Origin of the sequence: Sphaerisporangium sp. NPDC049003, assembly GCF_043197795.1 — a bacterium.
Taxonomy (GTDB): domain Bacteria; phylum Actinomycetota; class Actinomycetes; order Streptosporangiales; family Streptosporangiaceae; genus Sphaerisporangium.
Genome location: NZ_JBICTU010000007.1, coordinates 232302 through 247155 on the forward strand (window position 1 = coordinate 232302; position 14854 = coordinate 247155).

15 protein-coding genes and 1 pseudogene are annotated in these 14854 nt (G+C 68.8%); 4 read left to right on the forward strand and 12 right to left on the reverse strand.

Annotated elements, in window-relative coordinates; all coding sequences use genetic code 11:
* Window positions 1–59: 59 nt before the first annotated feature.
* Window positions 60–1007: a hypothetical protein gene (locus ACGFIV_RS10365; protein ID WP_392833790.1), complete on the reverse strand. Its 948-nt coding sequence runs from the start codon at window positions 1005–1007 to the stop codon at window positions 60–62.
* 190 nt (window positions 1008–1197) lie between these two features.
* On the opposite strand from ACGFIV_RS10365, the gene ACGFIV_RS10370 reads away from it, so the two are divergent.
* Window positions 1198–1818, forward strand: coding sequence for a GtrA family protein (locus ACGFIV_RS10370; protein ID WP_392833793.1), 621 nt, complete (start codon window positions 1198–1200; stop codon window positions 1816–1818).
* 23 nt (window positions 1819–1841) lie between these two features.
* On the opposite strand, the gene ACGFIV_RS10375 is transcribed toward ACGFIV_RS10370, so the two are convergent.
* The 9 genes from ACGFIV_RS10375 to ACGFIV_RS10415 form a co-directional block, all read right to left on the reverse strand.
* The gene (locus ACGFIV_RS10375; protein ID WP_392833796.1) at window positions 1842–3113 is read right to left on the reverse strand and encodes an ATP-binding protein; all 1272 of its coding nucleotides are present in this window, start codon (window positions 3111–3113) and stop codon (window positions 1842–1844) included.
* 11 nt (window positions 3114–3124) lie between these two features.
* Complete coding sequence (locus tag ACGFIV_RS10380) at window positions 3125–3793, reverse strand: response regulator transcription factor (protein WP_030451323.1); 669 nt, start codon at window positions 3791–3793, stop codon at window positions 3125–3127.
* Window positions 3794–4096: 303 nt separating this feature from the next.
* Complete coding sequence (bfr, locus tag ACGFIV_RS10385) at window positions 4097–4591, reverse strand: bacterioferritin (RefSeq protein WP_358552193.1); 495 nt, start codon at window positions 4589–4591, stop codon at window positions 4097–4099.
* An 11-nt stretch (window positions 4592–4602) separates the two neighbouring features.
* A complete protein-coding gene (locus ACGFIV_RS10390; protein WP_358552191.1) occupies window positions 4603–4782 on the reverse strand; it encodes a (2Fe-2S)-binding protein in 180 nt (59 codons plus the stop codon).
* Between the two features lie 189 nt (window positions 4783–4971).
* On the reverse strand, window positions 4972–5595 hold the full coding sequence (locus ACGFIV_RS10395; protein ID WP_358552189.1) for an MBL fold metallo-hydrolase: 624 nt from the start codon (window positions 5593–5595) through the stop codon (window positions 4972–4974).
* Window positions 5592–6677: an S-(hydroxymethyl)mycothiol dehydrogenase gene (locus ACGFIV_RS10400; RefSeq protein WP_358552187.1), complete on the reverse strand. Its 1086-nt coding sequence runs from the start codon at window positions 6675–6677 to the stop codon at window positions 5592–5594. Before ACGFIV_RS10400 ends, ACGFIV_RS10395 begins: the two co-directional genes overlap by 4 nt.
* Before the next feature lie 85 nt (window positions 6678–6762).
* On the reverse strand, window positions 6763–7755 hold the full coding sequence (locus ACGFIV_RS10405; protein ID WP_392833804.1) for an adenylate/guanylate cyclase domain-containing protein: 993 nt from the start codon (window positions 7753–7755) through the stop codon (window positions 6763–6765).
* 33 nt (window positions 7756–7788) lie between these two features.
* On the reverse strand, window positions 7789–8301 hold the full coding sequence (locus ACGFIV_RS10410; protein WP_358552183.1) for a PH domain-containing protein: 513 nt from the start codon (window positions 8299–8301) through the stop codon (window positions 7789–7791).
* A gap of 161 nt (window positions 8302–8462) precedes the next feature.
* Entirely contained in the window at window positions 8463–9296 is an 834-nt protein-coding gene (locus ACGFIV_RS10415; protein WP_358552181.1) for a biotin--[acetyl-CoA-carboxylase] ligase, read from the reverse strand.
* A gap of 227 nt (window positions 9297–9523) precedes the next feature.
* Here ACGFIV_RS10415 and ACGFIV_RS10420 point away from each other — a divergent pair, with 227 nt between their 5' ends.
* Together ACGFIV_RS10420 and fdhD are read left to right on the forward strand one after the other, a co-directional pair.
* Window positions 9524–11737 carry an FdhF/YdeP family oxidoreductase gene (locus tag ACGFIV_RS10420; protein WP_358552179.1) on the forward strand — a complete coding sequence of 738 codons (2214 nt, stop codon included), beginning with the start codon at window positions 9524–9526 and terminating at the stop codon, window positions 11735–11737.
* On the forward strand, window positions 11734–12645 hold the full coding sequence (gene fdhD / locus ACGFIV_RS10425) for a formate dehydrogenase accessory sulfurtransferase FdhD (RefSeq protein WP_358552177.1): 912 nt from the start codon (window positions 11734–11736) through the stop codon (window positions 12643–12645). The genes ACGFIV_RS10420 and fdhD overlap by 4 nt, the downstream gene beginning before the upstream one ends.
* A 41-nt stretch (window positions 12646–12686) precedes the next feature.
* Here fdhD and ACGFIV_RS10430 read toward each other — a convergent pair whose 3' ends face one another.
* Together ACGFIV_RS10430 and ACGFIV_RS10435 are read right to left on the reverse strand one after the other, a co-directional pair.
* Window positions 12687–13172, reverse strand: coding sequence for an SRPBCC domain-containing protein (locus ACGFIV_RS10430; RefSeq protein ID WP_358552175.1), 486 nt, complete (start codon window positions 13170–13172; stop codon window positions 12687–12689).
* A gap of 336 nt (window positions 13173–13508) precedes the next feature.
* Window positions 13509–13655 (reverse strand): annotated as a pseudogene (locus ACGFIV_RS10435) (phosphoenolpyruvate carboxylase); the annotation flags it as partial.
* A gap of 83 nt (window positions 13656–13738) precedes the next feature.
* Here ACGFIV_RS10435 and ACGFIV_RS10440 point away from each other — a divergent pair.
* Window positions 13739–14854 carry an XRE family transcriptional regulator gene (locus ACGFIV_RS10440; protein ID WP_358552173.1) on the forward strand — a complete coding sequence of 372 codons (1116 nt, stop codon included), beginning with the start codon at window positions 13739–13741 and terminating at the stop codon, window positions 14852–14854.

Genomic DNA, 14854 nt, shown 5'->3' on the forward strand with positions numbered 1-14854 from the left:
CCAGGACCATCGGGTGGCCGTGATGTCGGCCGGTCTCCTGTACGGGGGGCGCGCGAGGGTCAGGCGGTGATGTCGGCGAGGCCTCTGGTCATCGCGACGGTCGTCAGCTTCCCGTCGGCGGTGACCTTGGTCGCGAGAAGGACCACCTCGGCCGCGTGGATGGCCTTGGGACCCGGCTTGCCGGTGAAGGCGCGCACGGCGCCCGCGCCGAAGAGGGGATGGGCGAGCCCGCGCGCGCCCGTCTTCTGCGTGTACACGATCTTGAGTGCGTGGAAGACCAGCGCGCCGCCGTCGGCCAGCCCGAGGGCCCTGGTCTCGGACGGAACGAGCTGGACGTCGGAGCTGAGCCGGTCGGGCCGTACAGTGGCCGGCTTCCCGATCAGCTCGGCGAGCAGGGCGCGCATCGGGTCGCCCGAGGCGAACCGCACGCCGCTCAGCCCCGCGCGGTCGGACAGGAAGGCCAGGTGCTTCTGGGGCACGAGCCGGGCGCGGACCCCGTCGTCAGGATCGTCGGTGGGCACGGCACGGGTCGTCTGCTGGGTGTCGAGGTCGGGAGCGGCCCCGAGGACCCGGATCGGGCCGTACGCGAGCCGCCAGCGGTCCTCCTCGCGGACGAAGAGGAAGTAGGACGGCCGGGGCTCGTGGGCCAGCGCGACGAACCAAGGACGCTCCGCGGGATGGTCGGGCAGGAAATAGTCGGCATCGCTGTAGTTCAGAGGTGCGGGGGCAGGACGGCCGTTCTTGACCGCCTCGCAGGCACGGGCGCCCAGTTCACCGGCCGCCGAGGTCGTCAGGAAGGCCACCTTGGCGCAGTCGTGCTTCTTCCAGGCGTCGTCAAGCTCCTTGAGCAGGCCGAACGCGGCGATGGCGTCCTCGGGTCCCACGGTCTGGGCCGGGGCGGCCACGGACCCGGGTGTCGGGGTACGGTCCGGCTGACCGTCGTCCTGTGCGCCACAGGCTGTCAGCAGGGCGGCACTGATTCCCAGAGCGACCAGTCGGCGCAGCACGCTAGGAGCCACCTCTCCAGGGCACACCTTTGCGATCTGCGGCGCAGCCTAGCGCACCACGTCAGTTACTACCCGTGAAAGTCGCGATATTTCACCAAACAGTGTTTTTGACGAGCTTGCGTGACCGGACGCGGGGCCCGACGGAGCACCGGTAACCTGAGGGGGCTTCGGAACCCGAGGAAGGACTGTTGTGCAGCTCATTCGTCGCCTGTATGACAGGTTCTCCTCGCTCTTCCGCGAGCTGGCCAAGTTCGGCACGGTCGGCGCCGTCGCCTTCGTCGTCGACTTCGGCGGCACCAACCTGCTGCGGTACGGGGTGCAGCTCGGGCCGCTGACCTCCAAGGTCATCGCGACCGTGGTCGCCGCCACGCTGGCCTACCTCGCCAACCGCTACTGGACGTGGCGGCACCGCGAGCAGTCCGGCCTGGCCCGCGAGTACTTCCTCTTCTTCGTGCTCAACGGCATCGGCCTGCTGATCTCGCTGCTCATCATCGGCTTCGTCGAGTACACGCTCGAAATCGTCGACCCGGTGAGCTACAACATCTCGCTCATCATCGGCACGGCCCTCGGCACGCTGTTCCGCTTCTGGTCGTACAAGAAGTGGGTCTTCCTTCCGCCGGAGCTGCCTTCGGTCGACCCGCACACCGGGCTCCCCGAGACGGGCGAGGAGCCGGCCCCGAGCCCCGACCCGGGTTCGCGGATCCCGCCGCCGGCCACTCCCGGCGTCCCGCTGGGAGACCCTGCGCGCCTGAACGGCGATGGCGGCCACGCCGCCTTCTCACCCCCGCCGGAGCGGGCCACCAAGCTCTGATCGCGCCGGCCGATCGTCCGGCGTCACGCCGGACCGCTCACCACGCGGTGCCGTGCCGTCTCGTCGGCGGGGCGCAGGAAGAGCGCGAACACCGCCGGGCGGGGCCGCACCAGCTCTAAGCGCCCGCCGTCCGAGGCGGTGAGCGCCCGGGCCAGGGTCAGCCCGAGCCCCGTACCCCCGGCGCCGCTGACGTTGCGGTCGAACACGCGCGCGCGAAGGTGCTCGGGGATCCCCTGCCCCTTGTCGGCCACCTCGATGACGATGGACTTGTCCGAGTTGCCCGTCGTGATCGTCACCGGGCCGTCACCGTGCTCCAGGGAGTTCTCCAGTAACGTCGACACCACCTGGCTCAGGCCGCCCTTGCTGACGAGCGCGCGCAGGCCGCGTCTTCCCTCAAGATGGAGCGACCGTCTTGACCTGCGGAAGGCCGGCTCCCACTCGGTGATCTGCTGGCGCAGCACCTCGTCCACGGAGATGGCCTCCGCCTGCGCGTGGCGCTGCCGCCGGGCGGCGGCGAGGAGCTCGTCGATGACGGCGGTGAGCCGCTCGGCCTGGATGATCGCCGCCTCGCCCTCCTCGCGCACGATCGCGGGCTGGGTGGCGGCGGCCACGATCTCCTCCAGCCGCATGGTCAGCCCCGTGAGGGGCGTGCGCAACTGGTGGGAGGCGTCGGTGGCGAACTCACGCTCGCGGCTCAGCAGGTCGGCGATGCGGGTGGCGCTCCGGTCGAGCACCTCGGCCACCCGATCGAGCTCGGGTATGCCGTAGCGGTGCCTGCTGGGGCGAGCGTCACCGGAGCCCAGCCGCTCCGCGATCCTGGCGAGATCCAGGAGCGGCAGGGTGAGCCGGCGTGACTGCACGACGGCGAGCGACACCGCGACCGCGAGTGCGAGCCCGGCCAGGGCCACGATGAGCAGGAGCCATCCCCGGATGTTCCGCTCGACCTGGTCTCGGTCACGCGTTATCCGGACATAGACCCCACTCTCGGAATGGGTTTCCTCGGTCATCTGCCGATCGGGGGGCGGCTCCGTACCGACGATGACCGTCGGGCTGTTGCGGATGAAGATCTGGACATACCTGTTGGGATACTGCCGCTGCAGCTCGTCGGGATCTATGGGCCGATCCTCGATGCGGGCGTATTCCACCTGGCTGAGCAGCAGCGTCGCCTGTGCCCGGAGCTGCTGGACCGCCTCGTCGTTGATGAGACGGGTCACCACCAGACCGAGCGGAACACCCAGGAGCAGGACCGCGATGGCCGCGACCACCAAGGTCGAAGACAGCAACCTACGGCGCATCTAGCTATGGGCTATTCGCGCTCGAACCGGAAGCCAACCCCACGAACCGTGGTGATGTAACGCGGCTTGGCGGCATCGTCCCCCAGCTTGCGGCGCAGCCACGAGATGTGCATGTCGAGAGTCTTGGTCGAACCCCACCAGTTGGTGTCCCACACCTCACGCATGATCTGCTCGCGGGTGACGACCTTGCCGGCGTCGCGTACCAGCACGCGCAACAGGTCGAATTCCTTGGTGGTCAGATGCAGCTCCTTGTCTCCCATCCAGGCCCGCCGCGAGTCGGCGTCGATGCGCACGCCCTGGACCACGGGGGTCTCAGAGGTGCCGCGCCGCAGCAGCGCCCGCACACGGGCCAGTAGCTCGGCGAGCCGGAACGGCTTGGTCACATAGTCGTCGGCCCCCGCGTCGAGGCCGACCACGGTGTCCACCTCGTCGACCCGCGCCGTCAGGATCAGCACGGGCGTGCCGTGCCCTTCGGCGCGAATGCGGCGGGCGACCTCCAGGCCGTCCATTTCCGGTAGGCCCAGGTCAAGCACGATGAGGTCGACGCCCCCGGACAGAGCCCTTTCCAGGGCCTGCGGGCCATCGGGGCTCACCTCCACCTGATAGCCCTCTCGGCGCAGCGCGCGCGCCAGGGGCTCGGAGATCGAGGTGTCATCCTCGGCGAGAAGTACGCAGGTCATAAAGCGATCGTAGGACCTTAGGCGATCGTTTCCCGGGTACAGCGCGCGGTTTGACTTGTCGTTGACCCACCAATTGACCTGGGCAAAGACGGAGAAAGGGGGATGAGCCCTCCCGCACTACCTGGTACCCCAAGCGCACCAGGAGTATCCGCGCCGAGCGGTGCCGACATGCCCGGACACGCCGAGGACACACCGGAAGACGCCGACGGCCCGCCGGAAGTGCCCGGCGGGCCGTGTCGTTGGCGCGTTCTCAGGCACCGCTCGCGGTGGCCTGAGCAAAAATGTCCTAAAAAATCCAGGGGCTTACGAACTTGACCCAGAATCGCCCGGAAGCTCCACGAAACGCTGGAGGTAGAGAGGCTCGCCGAGGGTGTTCAGCAACTGCAACTCGGTCTCAAGGTAGTCGATGTGGTGCTCTTCGTCGTCGAGGATGGTCTCGAAGACGCGGGCGGAGGTCGCGTCACCGCGCTCGCGCATCAGCTGGATGGCGGGGCGCAGACGCTGGACCACCTCGATCTCAAGCTGCAGGTCGGCCTCCAACTGCTCCTTCACGGTCTGCCCGATGTGCAGCGTGCCGAGCTTCTGGTAGTTCGGAAGGCCTTCGAGCATCAGGATGCGGTCGGTGAGCACCTCAGCGTGCTTCATCTCTTCGAAGGACTCGGCCCTCGTATATGCGGCGAGCTTGGTGTATCCCCAGTGCTCCTGCAGCTTGGCGTGAAGGAAGTACTGGTTGATCGCCGTGAGCTCTGATGTCAGCTGCTCGTTCAGCAGAGCGATGATGTCTTTGTCCCCCTGCATGCGCAAGGCTCCTATGCGGTCGCGACAAGTTCCTCAGATCGCTTCAGCATCGCACATATCTTCCGGACGCATGTCGCGCAGTCCCTGCCCGCCCCCGTGGAGTCACGGATCTGACGCGCGCTCTTCGCACCTGCGGCGATACAGGCGTGAACGTCATGCTCGGTCACGGCCTGACAGATGCATACGTACATGCGTGGAATGCCTCTCACGGCGGGGGAAGTAGGTAAGGCACACCTAAGATAACCCAAGTCGGTAAGGCTTGCCTACGTGAGCTGCGCAACACTGACGTTGCCTTCACCCCATCATTGAGGCGGCACTGGGTCACTGACCTCGCGCTGCCCTGTCCAGGCCGGCAGGCGATGTCAGTGACCTGTGGCCGATCAGTGACCCCGGGCTATCCACTTCTCCAGGTCGGGGGCCTCGGAGCCGATGCTCGTCGAGTCGCCGTGCCCGGTGTGGACGACGGTCTCCGGCGGAAGGGTCAGCAGCCGGTCCCTGACGGAGTCGATGATCGTCTCGAACGACGAGTATGACCGTCCGGTGGCCCCCGGCCCGCCCGAGAAGAGCGTGTCGCCCGTGAAGACGGCCCCGAGGTCGGGAACGTACAGGCTGACGGCCCCCGGAGCGTGGCCGGGCGTGTGGAGCACGCGCAGGGCGGTGCCCGCCACCTCGATCACGTCACCGTCCTGGAGCGGCTCGAACGGCCGCTCCGTGCCGTACACCATCTCCCACAGGACCGCGTCGGCCGGATGCAGCAGGATCGGGGCGCCCGTGGCGTCGGCCAGTGCCCCGGCGGCGTTGATGTGGTCGTTGTGCGCGTGGGTGCAGATGATCGCCTTCAGCCGGCGCCCGCCCACCGCCTCCTGGATGGCGTGCGCGTCGTGCGCGGCGTCGATGACGACCACCTCGTGGTCGTCGCCCACGAACCAGACGTTGTTGTCGACGTCCCAGGTGCCGCCGTCCAGCGTGAAGGTGCCCGAGGTGACGAGCTTCCCGATCGTCACAGGACCACCACCGAGCGCAGGACCTCGCCGCGGTGCATCTTGGCGAAGGCCTCCTCGACCTGGTCCAGCTCGATCGTCTCTGAGACGAACCCGTCGAGGTTGAGCCTGCCCTGCAGGTAGAGGTCGATGAGCATGGGGAAGTCGCGGCTCGGGAGGCAGTCGCCGTACCAGGAGGACTTCAGCGAGCCGCCCCTGCCGAAGACGTCCAGCAGCGGCAGGTCGAGGGTCATGTCGGGGGTCGGCACGCCCACGAGCACGACGGTCCCCGCGAGGTCGCGGGCGTAGAAGGCCTGCTTGTACGTCTCGGGGCGGCCGACCGCCTCGATCACGACGTCGGCGCCGTGCCCGCCGGTGAGGTCGCGGATCGCCTCCACCGGGTCGGCGGTCCTGGAGTTGACGGTGTGGGTCGCGCCGAACTGGCCCGCGAGGGCGAGCTTGCGGTCGTCCACGTCCACCGCGATGATCTTCGAGGCGCCCGCGATCGACGATCCGAGGATGGCCGCGTTCCCGACGCCACCGCACCCGATGACCGCCACCGAGTCGCCTCGGGACACCCCGCCGGTGTTGATCGCGGCGCCGAGGCCGGCCATCACGCCGCAGCCGAGCAGGCCGGCCACGGCGGGCCGGGCGTCGGGGTCGACCTTCGTGCACTGCCCCGCGGCCACCAGCGTCTTCTCGGCGAACGCGCCGATGCCGAGGGCGGGGCTGAGCCGCGTGCCGTCGGCGAGGGTCATCTTCTGGGCGGCGTTGTGGGTGGCGAAGCAGTACCACGGACGGCCGCGCAGGCACGCCCGGCAGTTGCCGCAGACGGCACGCCAGTTGAGGATCACGTAGTCACCGGGGGCGACGCTCGTGACGCCCGCCCCCACGGCCTCGACGACACCGGCGGCCTCGTGGCCGAGCAGGAAGGGGAACTCGTCGTTGATCCCGCCCTCGCGGTAGTGCAGGTCCGTGTGGCACACCCCGCAGGCCTGCACGTTCACGACCGCCTCGCCGGGCCCCGGGTCGGGGACGATGACGGTCCGCACCGACACGGCCTCGCCCTTGCCCCCCGCGATCACACCCTGGACTTCGTACGGCATGGTGGGTCCCTCCCTTTATCGACATGCGTCAGCGTGTACAGACACATCAATGGCGTTTCAGAATGTTGACGACCGGTGTGGCGCGTCAAGACCGGCGTAGTACGTAGGGCTGGATCACCCCGAGGCCGCGGGCCGGTCTCCGGCGGATCCGCTGGGCGGCGAGCCCCGGCCTGCCCTCGACCGCCTCGGCCACGCCCTGATCGACGAGCACCGTGCATGGGCGGGCGATCGCGGTCAGCCGCGCGGCGAGGTTCACCGTCGTCCCGAAGACGTCGCCCATGATCGGGAGCACGGGGCCGTACGACAGGCCGACGCGCACCTCCCTGCCCTCGGCGCGGATCACGTCGACCAGCTCCAGCGCGACGCGCGACGCCGTCTCCGCCGTGGAGGCGGTGAACAGGACCTCGTCCCCGAGGGTCTTGACCACCCGCGCGCCGTGCGCGGCGACGACGTCGGAGATCCTGGACTCGAAGTTCTCCACCAGTTCGGCCAGGCCCTGCTCGTCCAGCTCGCGGGAGACCTGGGTGAAGGAGACCAGGTCGGCGAACCCGACGGCGAGGGTCAGGCGGCCCGGCACGGTCTCGGCGTTCATGTCGGTGGTCGTGAGCAGGCGGGTGCCGGCCGCGGCGAGCTGGGCCCGCCAGACATGGACGAGCAGCCGCTCGAACTCGGGCAGGAGCTTGCGGGAGAGTTCGAGGACGGCAGCCAGTTCCTTCTCGGTCGGCGCCTCCCCCGGATCGAGCGTCGCGCCGACCAAGATCTCGGCCTGCCACTGGGCGAGCCTGGCCGTGGTCTGGCCGAGCGCCCTGGCCATCCGTACGACGGTGGTCTCGTCGATCAGGTCACTGCCGAGCATGCCGGCGACCCGGCGCAGCGCCTCCACGTCGGCGTCGGTGAAGGCGGGCGTCTCGTCGGCGGGCGTGGCGAACCCGAGCGCGCGCCAGATGCGCTGGGCGAGCTCCGAGGGGACCCCGGCCCGCCTCGCCACCTCCCCGCGCGTGTGACGAGGCGCGGAACCCACGAACAGCCGCTCGATCTGCTCGGCCGTCGGACGTCCCGCGGTCTCCGTCTCACGCACCTTCAGGAGGTTACGCCACGTTCGGGGCATTTCTCACCGGCCGTCGATGTCTCCGTCGGAGGCATCCTCCACCAGCCGGAACAACTCCGACCGAACGGCCTGGATCTTGGGGATGTCCCTGAGGTTGATCTCGCCCTTGTCGGAGGCGGACTCGACCACGAGGGTCCCGCAGCCGAGCATCCGCTCCACGAACGTCTGGTCGGAGCTCACACTGTTGACCTTGGTCAACGGGATGTCGTCGTCGGACTTGCTCAGGATGCCGGTGCTGATGTTGAACCGGTGGGTGGTGAGCGTGTACGACGTGGTCTTCCACCGCAGGTACGGGATGAACGACCAGAGCGCCAGCGCGACCACGGACACGACGGCGACCGCGATCCACGCGTACCGGGCGTACTCGTAGTCCACGGGAATGAAGTAGAACGCCGCGCTCGAAGCGACGATGACCAGGAGCAGCGCGAAGAAGGGAAGGATCAGGCGCTTCCAGTGGGGGTGGAACGAGTGGACGACCCGCTCCCCCGCCGTCAGATGATGTTCAGGGAGACCCATGGGGCAAATCGTGGCACGTCGATCTCCCCCACGTCTGCCCTATCTTTCCGTGCCGGACCGAAGCTCCGCCAACCAGGACATTCCCTTGGGCTCGCCTTGACGCTCGCGCACCCGGCCGGGCCGCCGTCCCGCACCCCTCGGAGGCCCACCCGGCGGCGGCCTCAGGGGGTCTGCTCGGCGGCGGGCCTCACGTGGACCACGTCGCCCACGCTGAGCGCGTGCTCGACGCCGTCGGCTCGGACGATCAGGTGCCCGGAGCCGTCAACGCCGGTGGCGACGCCCGTCAGCAGGCGCTCCCCGGGAAGCTCCACCCGCACCTCCTGGCCGACCGTGGCGCTCATCGCGATGTAGGCGGCTCGCAGGCCGCACGCGTCGGCGTCGCCGTCGGCCGCCAGCCAGTCGCGGTAGTGGGACTCGATCTCCCGCAGCACGGCCCTGATCAGCGGGTCGCGGTCGGTGCACTCGGCGTCCTCGATGGCCAGCGAGGTGGCGGTGGTGACCGGCAGTTCCTCGGCGCGCACCGACACGTTGAGCCCCATGCCGACGATGACCGCGCCCTCCACCCGCTCGGCCAGCACTCCCGCGATCTTGCGCTCGCCGACGAGCAGGTCGTTCGGCCACTTCAGCCGTACGTCCAGGCCGGCGACGCGGTGGACGGCGGACGCGGCGGCCAGCCCCACCAGCAGCGTGATCCAGCCCTGTCTGGCAGGGGAGAGCGCCGGGCGCAGCAGCAGGGAGAAGGTCAGCCCAGAGCGCGCGGGCGCGGTCCACGCGCGGCCGAGCCGGCCGCGCCCCGCGAGCTGGAGCTCCGCGATCAGCACGGCGCCCTCGCGCGCGCCGTCGCGCGCGGCCTGGGCCAGGTCGGCGTTGGTGGACCCGGTGCGGTCGACGACGGTCAGCTGGGACCAGAGGCCGCCCGGCCGGACGACGGCCCGGGACAGCGCCGCCTGCGAGAGCGGCGGCCGGTCGAGATCGGTGTACGGCGAGTCAAGCACTTCTCCATCCTCCTCCTTCGCAGGGAGTGGCGGGGCCTGCTTACCGCCATGACCAGCGAACACTACGTACGGCCACCATAATTTTGACCGTGGGTGACCAACAGGCCCGGCCGGTGGCCCCGGATGTCGGCGTGGTCCTCGGTTAGTCAAAACAGGGTGAGAGGTGATGCTATGAGTGGGCCCCGGGAATGACCGGCAGGCAGGCGGAAGAAACAGGTGAACGTCCGGTGAGCAAGCGTCTGGACCCTCGGAACTGGGCGAGCTGGAAGCCCTTCGGCATCGGTGAGCGCAAGCCCAACAACTATCTGGAGCTGTGGAAGGCGTTCCGGTCGGTGAAGGGCAACCGTCGCTTCGCCTGGCGCATCCTCAACGAGGGCACCTGCGACGGCTGCGCCCTCGGCACCCGCGGCATGCGCGACTGGACCATGGACGAGATCCACCTGTGCAACATCCGCCTGCGGCTGCTCCAGCTGAACACCATGCCCGCGCTGGACCATTCGGCGCTGGCCGACGTGGCCCCGCTCGCCAAGCTGCGGAGCGCGGAGCTGCGCGACCTCGGCCGCCTGCCCTACCCCATGCTCCGGCGCGCGGGCGAGCCCGGTTTCACCCGCGTGGACTGGGATGAGGCGCTCGGCCTGGCCGCGTCCCACCTGCGCGGCACCAGGCTCGGGGTGTACCTCACCAGCCGGGGCGTCCCCAACGAGAACTACTTCGCGGCGCAGAAGGCCGTACGGGCGCTCGGCACGAACTCGGTCGACAACGCGGCGCGCATCTGCCACTCGCCCTCGACGGTCGCGCTCAAGCAGACCATCGGCGCCGCCGCGACCACCTGCTCCTACACCGACTGGATCGGCTCCGACCTGATCGTCTTCATCGGGTCGAACCCCTCGAACAACCAGCCCGTCGCGATGAAGTACCTGTACCACGCCAAGAAGGCGGGCACCCGCATCGCGATGGTGAACTCCTACCGCGAGCCGGGCATGGAGCGTTACTGGGTGCCGTCCAACGCCGAGTCCGCGCTGTTCGGCACGAAGATCACCGACGATTTCTTCGGGGTGAACGTCGGGGGCGACATCGGCTTCCTCAACGGCGTGCTCAAGCACCTCGTCGAGAACGACTGGCTGGACAAGGCGTTCATCGACCAGCACACCTCCGGCTTCGAGGACGTACGGGCGGCCGTGGCCGGGCAGACGTGGGAGACGCTCGAAACCCTCAGCGGTGCCACGCGGGAGCAGATGTACGAGCTGGCCAAGCTGCTCGGCGAGGCGAAGTCCGCCGTCCTGGTCTGGTCGATGGGCATCACCCAGCACTCCTATGGCGAGGACAACGTCCGCTCGATCGTGAACCTCGCCCTGGCCAGGGGCTTCGTGGGCCGGGACAACTGCGGGCTCATGCCGATCCGCGGGCACAGCGGGGTGCAGGGCGGCGCCGAGATGGGCGCCTACGCCACCGGGCTCCCCGGCGGCCTTCCGATCACCCCGGAGAACGCCGGGAGGTTCAGCGAGAAGTGGGGCTTCGAGGTCCCCTCCACGCCCGGGCTCACCGCGACCGACATGATCGACGCGGCCCACGCGGGCGAGCTGGACGTGCTGATCTCCTCCGGGGGCAACTTCCTGGAGGTGCTCCCCGATCCGGCCTACTGCCGTGACGCGCTGTCCCGGCTCTCGCTCCGGGTCCACGTCGACATCGTCCTGTCCAGTCAGATGCTGGTCGAGTCGGAGGGCGACGTCCTCCTGCTCCCGGCCCAGACGCGGTACGAGATGGAGGGCGGGGTCACCGAGACCTCGACCGAGCGCCGCGTCATCTTCTCCCCCGAGGTCCGAGGGCCCCGCGTCGGGGAGGCATGGCCGGAGTGGAAGATCTTCACCGAGCTGGCGGCCCGCGCCCGTCCGGAGCTGGCGGACAAGATCCGGTACCCCGGGGGAACGCCCCAGATCCGCAGGGACATCGAGGACGCCGTGCCGTTCTACGCCGGGATCGCCGGGCTCGCGAAGTTCGGTGACAACGTGCAGTACGGCGGGCGGCACCTGTGTCCCGGCGGACGCTTCCCGACCGCCGACGGGCTCGGCCACTTCTCGCCCGTCGAACCGCCCCGGCTCGAACGCCCGGACGGCTCCTTCATGGTCGCCACCCGGCGCGGCAAGCAGTTCAACAGCATGGTCCACGAGCGGCGTGACGGCTTCAACGGCGCCACCCGCGAGGCCGTGCTGATGAGCCCGTACGACGCCGACCGGCTCGGGCTGCCCGACGGCACCGAGGTGGAGCTGAGCGGCGCCGCGGGGACGTTCACCGGGCGCGTGACGCGGGCACCGCTGACCCCGGGCAACCTGCAGATCCACTGGCCGGAGGGCAACGTGCTGCTGGACGTCACCCGCCGCTCCCCCGACGCGCGGATCCCCGACTACAACGCCGTCGTGACGCTCAGGAAGGCCGCACCATGACGACCGCGGGACGTGTGAGGCCGGGGCCGACGGCGCGGGTGCGCGTACGCGAGGTCTCCGGGGGCACGGCACGGGACCGCCGGGACGACCTCGCCACCGAGGAACCGCTGGAGATCCGGATCACCGCGGGCGGCGCCACCCGTACCCTGGCGATCACCATGCGGACGCCGGGGGCCGACTTCGAGCTCGCCGCCGGGTTCCTCTCGGGCGAGGGCATCGCGGGACCGGAGGACATCGCCTCGATCGCGTACTGCACCGACGAGGACCTCCCGCCGGAGGCCCGCTACAACACCGTCACCGTACGGCTGCGCGGGGCGACGCTCCCCGAACTACCCACTATGCAACGACATTTCCTGACCTCAAGCGCCTGCGGCGTCTGCGGCACCGCCAGCCTCGAAGCCCTCCACGCCCGCCACACCTCCATGGAGCACAAGGCCTCCTCGGGGGAGGCCTTTTTGGAGGGGAAGGCGCCCGGGGAGGAGGCGTCCTCGCGGGTGCTTCCGCCGGTCCCCGCCAAGCTCCTCTACGAGCTGCCCGACCGGTTGAGGAAGGCCCAGGGCATCTTCGGCAAGACCGGGGGCCTGCACGCCGCGGGACTGTTCACGGCCGAGGGATCCCTCCTCGCGCTGCGGGAGGACGTCGGGCGGCACAACGCCGTGGACAAGCTCGTCGGATGGGCCCTGATGTCCGGACGGCTGCCGCTCAGCACGTCCCTCCTGCTCGTCAGCGGCAGGACCAGCTACGAGATCATGCAGAAGGCCCTGGCGGCGGGCCTTCCCATGGTCTGCGGTGTCTCCGCCCCGTCCTCCCTGGCCGTGGATCTGGCCAGGGAGTTCGGTCTGACTCTCGTCGGCTTCCTCAGAGGCGAGCGCTTCAACATCTACGCTGGCCCCGGCCGCATCACCTGAGAACCCCCATTGATGCGGCTGACCCACCGGGCCAGGGTCTGTCAGACGGCGAGCAGGACGTCCAGCTGGCCGATCGCCAGCGGCAGGCCGTCCATCAGGCCCATGGCCACCAGATGGTCCATCTGCTCCCGGGAGCCGAAGGACGCGCGCAGCTCCATCCGGGTGCCGCCGTTGTGGTCGATGAGCCGCATGTGCATCTTGGTGATCGGCAGGTCCGGGACCGGTCTCCCGTGTTCGTCGGCGAACCCGTCGGTGAACTCCAGGGACGTCGGCGCGTGGACCGCCGTGACCTTCCACCAGCCGCGGTAGATGTCACCGTCCGGGCCGGTGAGGGCGTAGGTGACCTTGCCGCCGGGGGTCAGGTCGTGCTCCTCCACCTTCGCCGGGTGGCTCGGCGGCCCCCACCAGCGCTCCAGCTTCCGCGGGTCGGCCCACAGCTGCCACACCCGCTTGGCCGGGGCGTGGAAGTCGGAGACCAGAGTAAGGCTCAGGTTTTCGAAGTCCTCGGCGAGGTTGATGACGCTCATCTGTCGTGTCCTCTCGTCAGGTTGCTCTCTTCTGGGCCGGAGACCTGCGCGAGCAGGCCGGACATCTGGTGAACTCGCCCGTGCATACGGCTTCGAGCTGGTCGAGGACCAGCCGCGCCGGCCGTAGGACATCGGAATCGGTGCGTACGAACTGCTCCCTTCTGCCGCGCTCCTCGATGGCTCAGCCGGAACGTTCCAGAACCGCGACGTGGTCGAACCATCGTCGGACGATTCCCTTGCAACCGTGTGGTTGTAAGTTAACCCGGCACCCACCCACTGTAAAGGGATGAGAACTCTCCGATATGTTTCCCGGGATTCCCGCTCGCCGGGTGCCGTTCAGCCGGTGTTCTGGAGGCCGGCGGCGACGCCGTTGACGCTGAGCAGCAGGAGGGTTTCGAGGCGTTCGCGCTCGTCCTCCGAGAGGTTGTCCTCGGCGCGCAGGGCCGAGAGGGCGCGGAGCTGGAGGTGGGAGAGCTCACCGACCGCTTCCTTCGGCTAACCCTCTGAGCAGGGGAATCTCCGAATCGGCGTTGAGCAGGCCAGCGGATTGTTCTATTATCGAACACGTGAATGTGGATGACGGCGCCTGGATGGGAGAGCGTGTCGCGGATGCCCGCCGTCGAGCCGGGCTGACCCAGGCGGAGCTCGCGACGGCGACCTCTCTTGACAGGTCGGCCCTGGCAAAGATAGAGCATGGCTCGCGACGCATCTCCGCGTTGGAACTCGCACGCATCGCCGACACTCTCGGCGAAAGGATCGAGTGGTTCGTCAGGCGGGTGCCGGCCGCGATCGTCTCCCACCGTAACCTCCAAGAACCTGGAGCGGTCAGCCCGAAGATCGACCGACTGGTGGAGCAGGTGGCCCGGCATGTCGAGTTCGCCACCGAACATGACGTGAAGCTGACTCTCAGCACCGTCAACATGGCACGGCCGGGCTCCGCTGAAGATGCGGAACAGTCGGCTGTGGAAGCCCGCAAGCTGCTCGGGCTGGATGCGGTCGAGCCTTTTTTGCAGGCGTCCGGCCGTGCGGCCGAAATCGGTCTCCTCGCCTTCAGCTTCGATTTGGGCGCGGACGCGGCTGATGCCGCCTCGATCCTGCTGGCTGAGGGAGGAGTGGCCGTTATCAATGGGAGCCTCCGCGTCGGCCGCCGCCGCCTGGCATTCGCACACGAGCTGGGCCACTACCTGTTCGCGGATGAGTACACCGTCGACTGGCGAATCGCCGAGCAGGACAGCGATGACGCCTGGGAGTCACGCCTGGACCGCTTTGCCCGCGCTCTCCTACTGCCTCCCAAAGGTCTTGAAGAGTTGTGGACCAAGGTCCGCACGCAATCCGACCTGCGCACCGCCGCAGTCAAGACCGCCAGCGCTTTCCAGGTGGACATGTCAACGTTGGCGCGTCGGCTGGTAGAACTCGGACTCGCCAGCCTGTCCGACGCTCGCCAGATTCGCGTGGTCCGCACGACGAAGGCTGACATCGTGGATTTCAACCTGGTGGTCTCAGACGAGATGGCTCCTACGCATCTGAGTAGACGGTATGTCGAATCCATATTGCGGCTCTATCGCAACGCCACGGTTTCCGCCGCCCGGGCCACCGATCTTCTCATGGAAACATGGGTCGAGGATGACCTGCCGCCGCTTCCCAAGCTTCCGGAAAGCGCCATATGGACGTTCGTCTCCTGA

Coding starts and splice junctions, on each gene's coding strand:
- ACGFIV_RS10375 (WP_392833796.1), bottom strand. CDS start 3,113: ATGCGCCGTAGGTTGCTGTCTTCGACCTTGGTGGTCGCGGCCATCGCG.
- ACGFIV_RS10380 (WP_030451323.1), bottom strand. CDS start 3,793: ATGACCTGCGTACTTCTCGCCGAGGATGACACCTCGATCTCCGAGCCC.
- bfr (WP_358552193.1), bottom strand. CDS start 4,591: ATGCAGGGGGACAAAGACATCATCGCTCTGCTGAACGAGCAGCTGACA.
- ACGFIV_RS10390 (WP_358552191.1), bottom strand. CDS start 4,782: ATGTACGTATGCATCTGTCAGGCCGTGACCGAGCATGACGTTCACGCC.
- ACGFIV_RS10400 (WP_358552187.1), bottom strand. CDS start 6,677: ATGCCGTACGAAGTCCAGGGTGTGATCGCGGGGGGCAAGGGCGAGGCC.
- ACGFIV_RS10410 (WP_358552183.1), bottom strand. CDS start 8,301: ATGGGTCTCCCTGAACATCATCTGACGGCGGGGGAGCGGGTCGTCCAC.
- fdhD (WP_358552177.1), top strand. CDS start 11,734: ATGACGACCGCGGGACGTGTGAGGCCGGGGCCGACGGCGCGGGTGCGC.
- ACGFIV_RS10430 (WP_358552175.1), bottom strand. CDS start 13,172: ATGAGCGTCATCAACCTCGCCGAGGACTTCGAAAACCTGAGCCTTACT.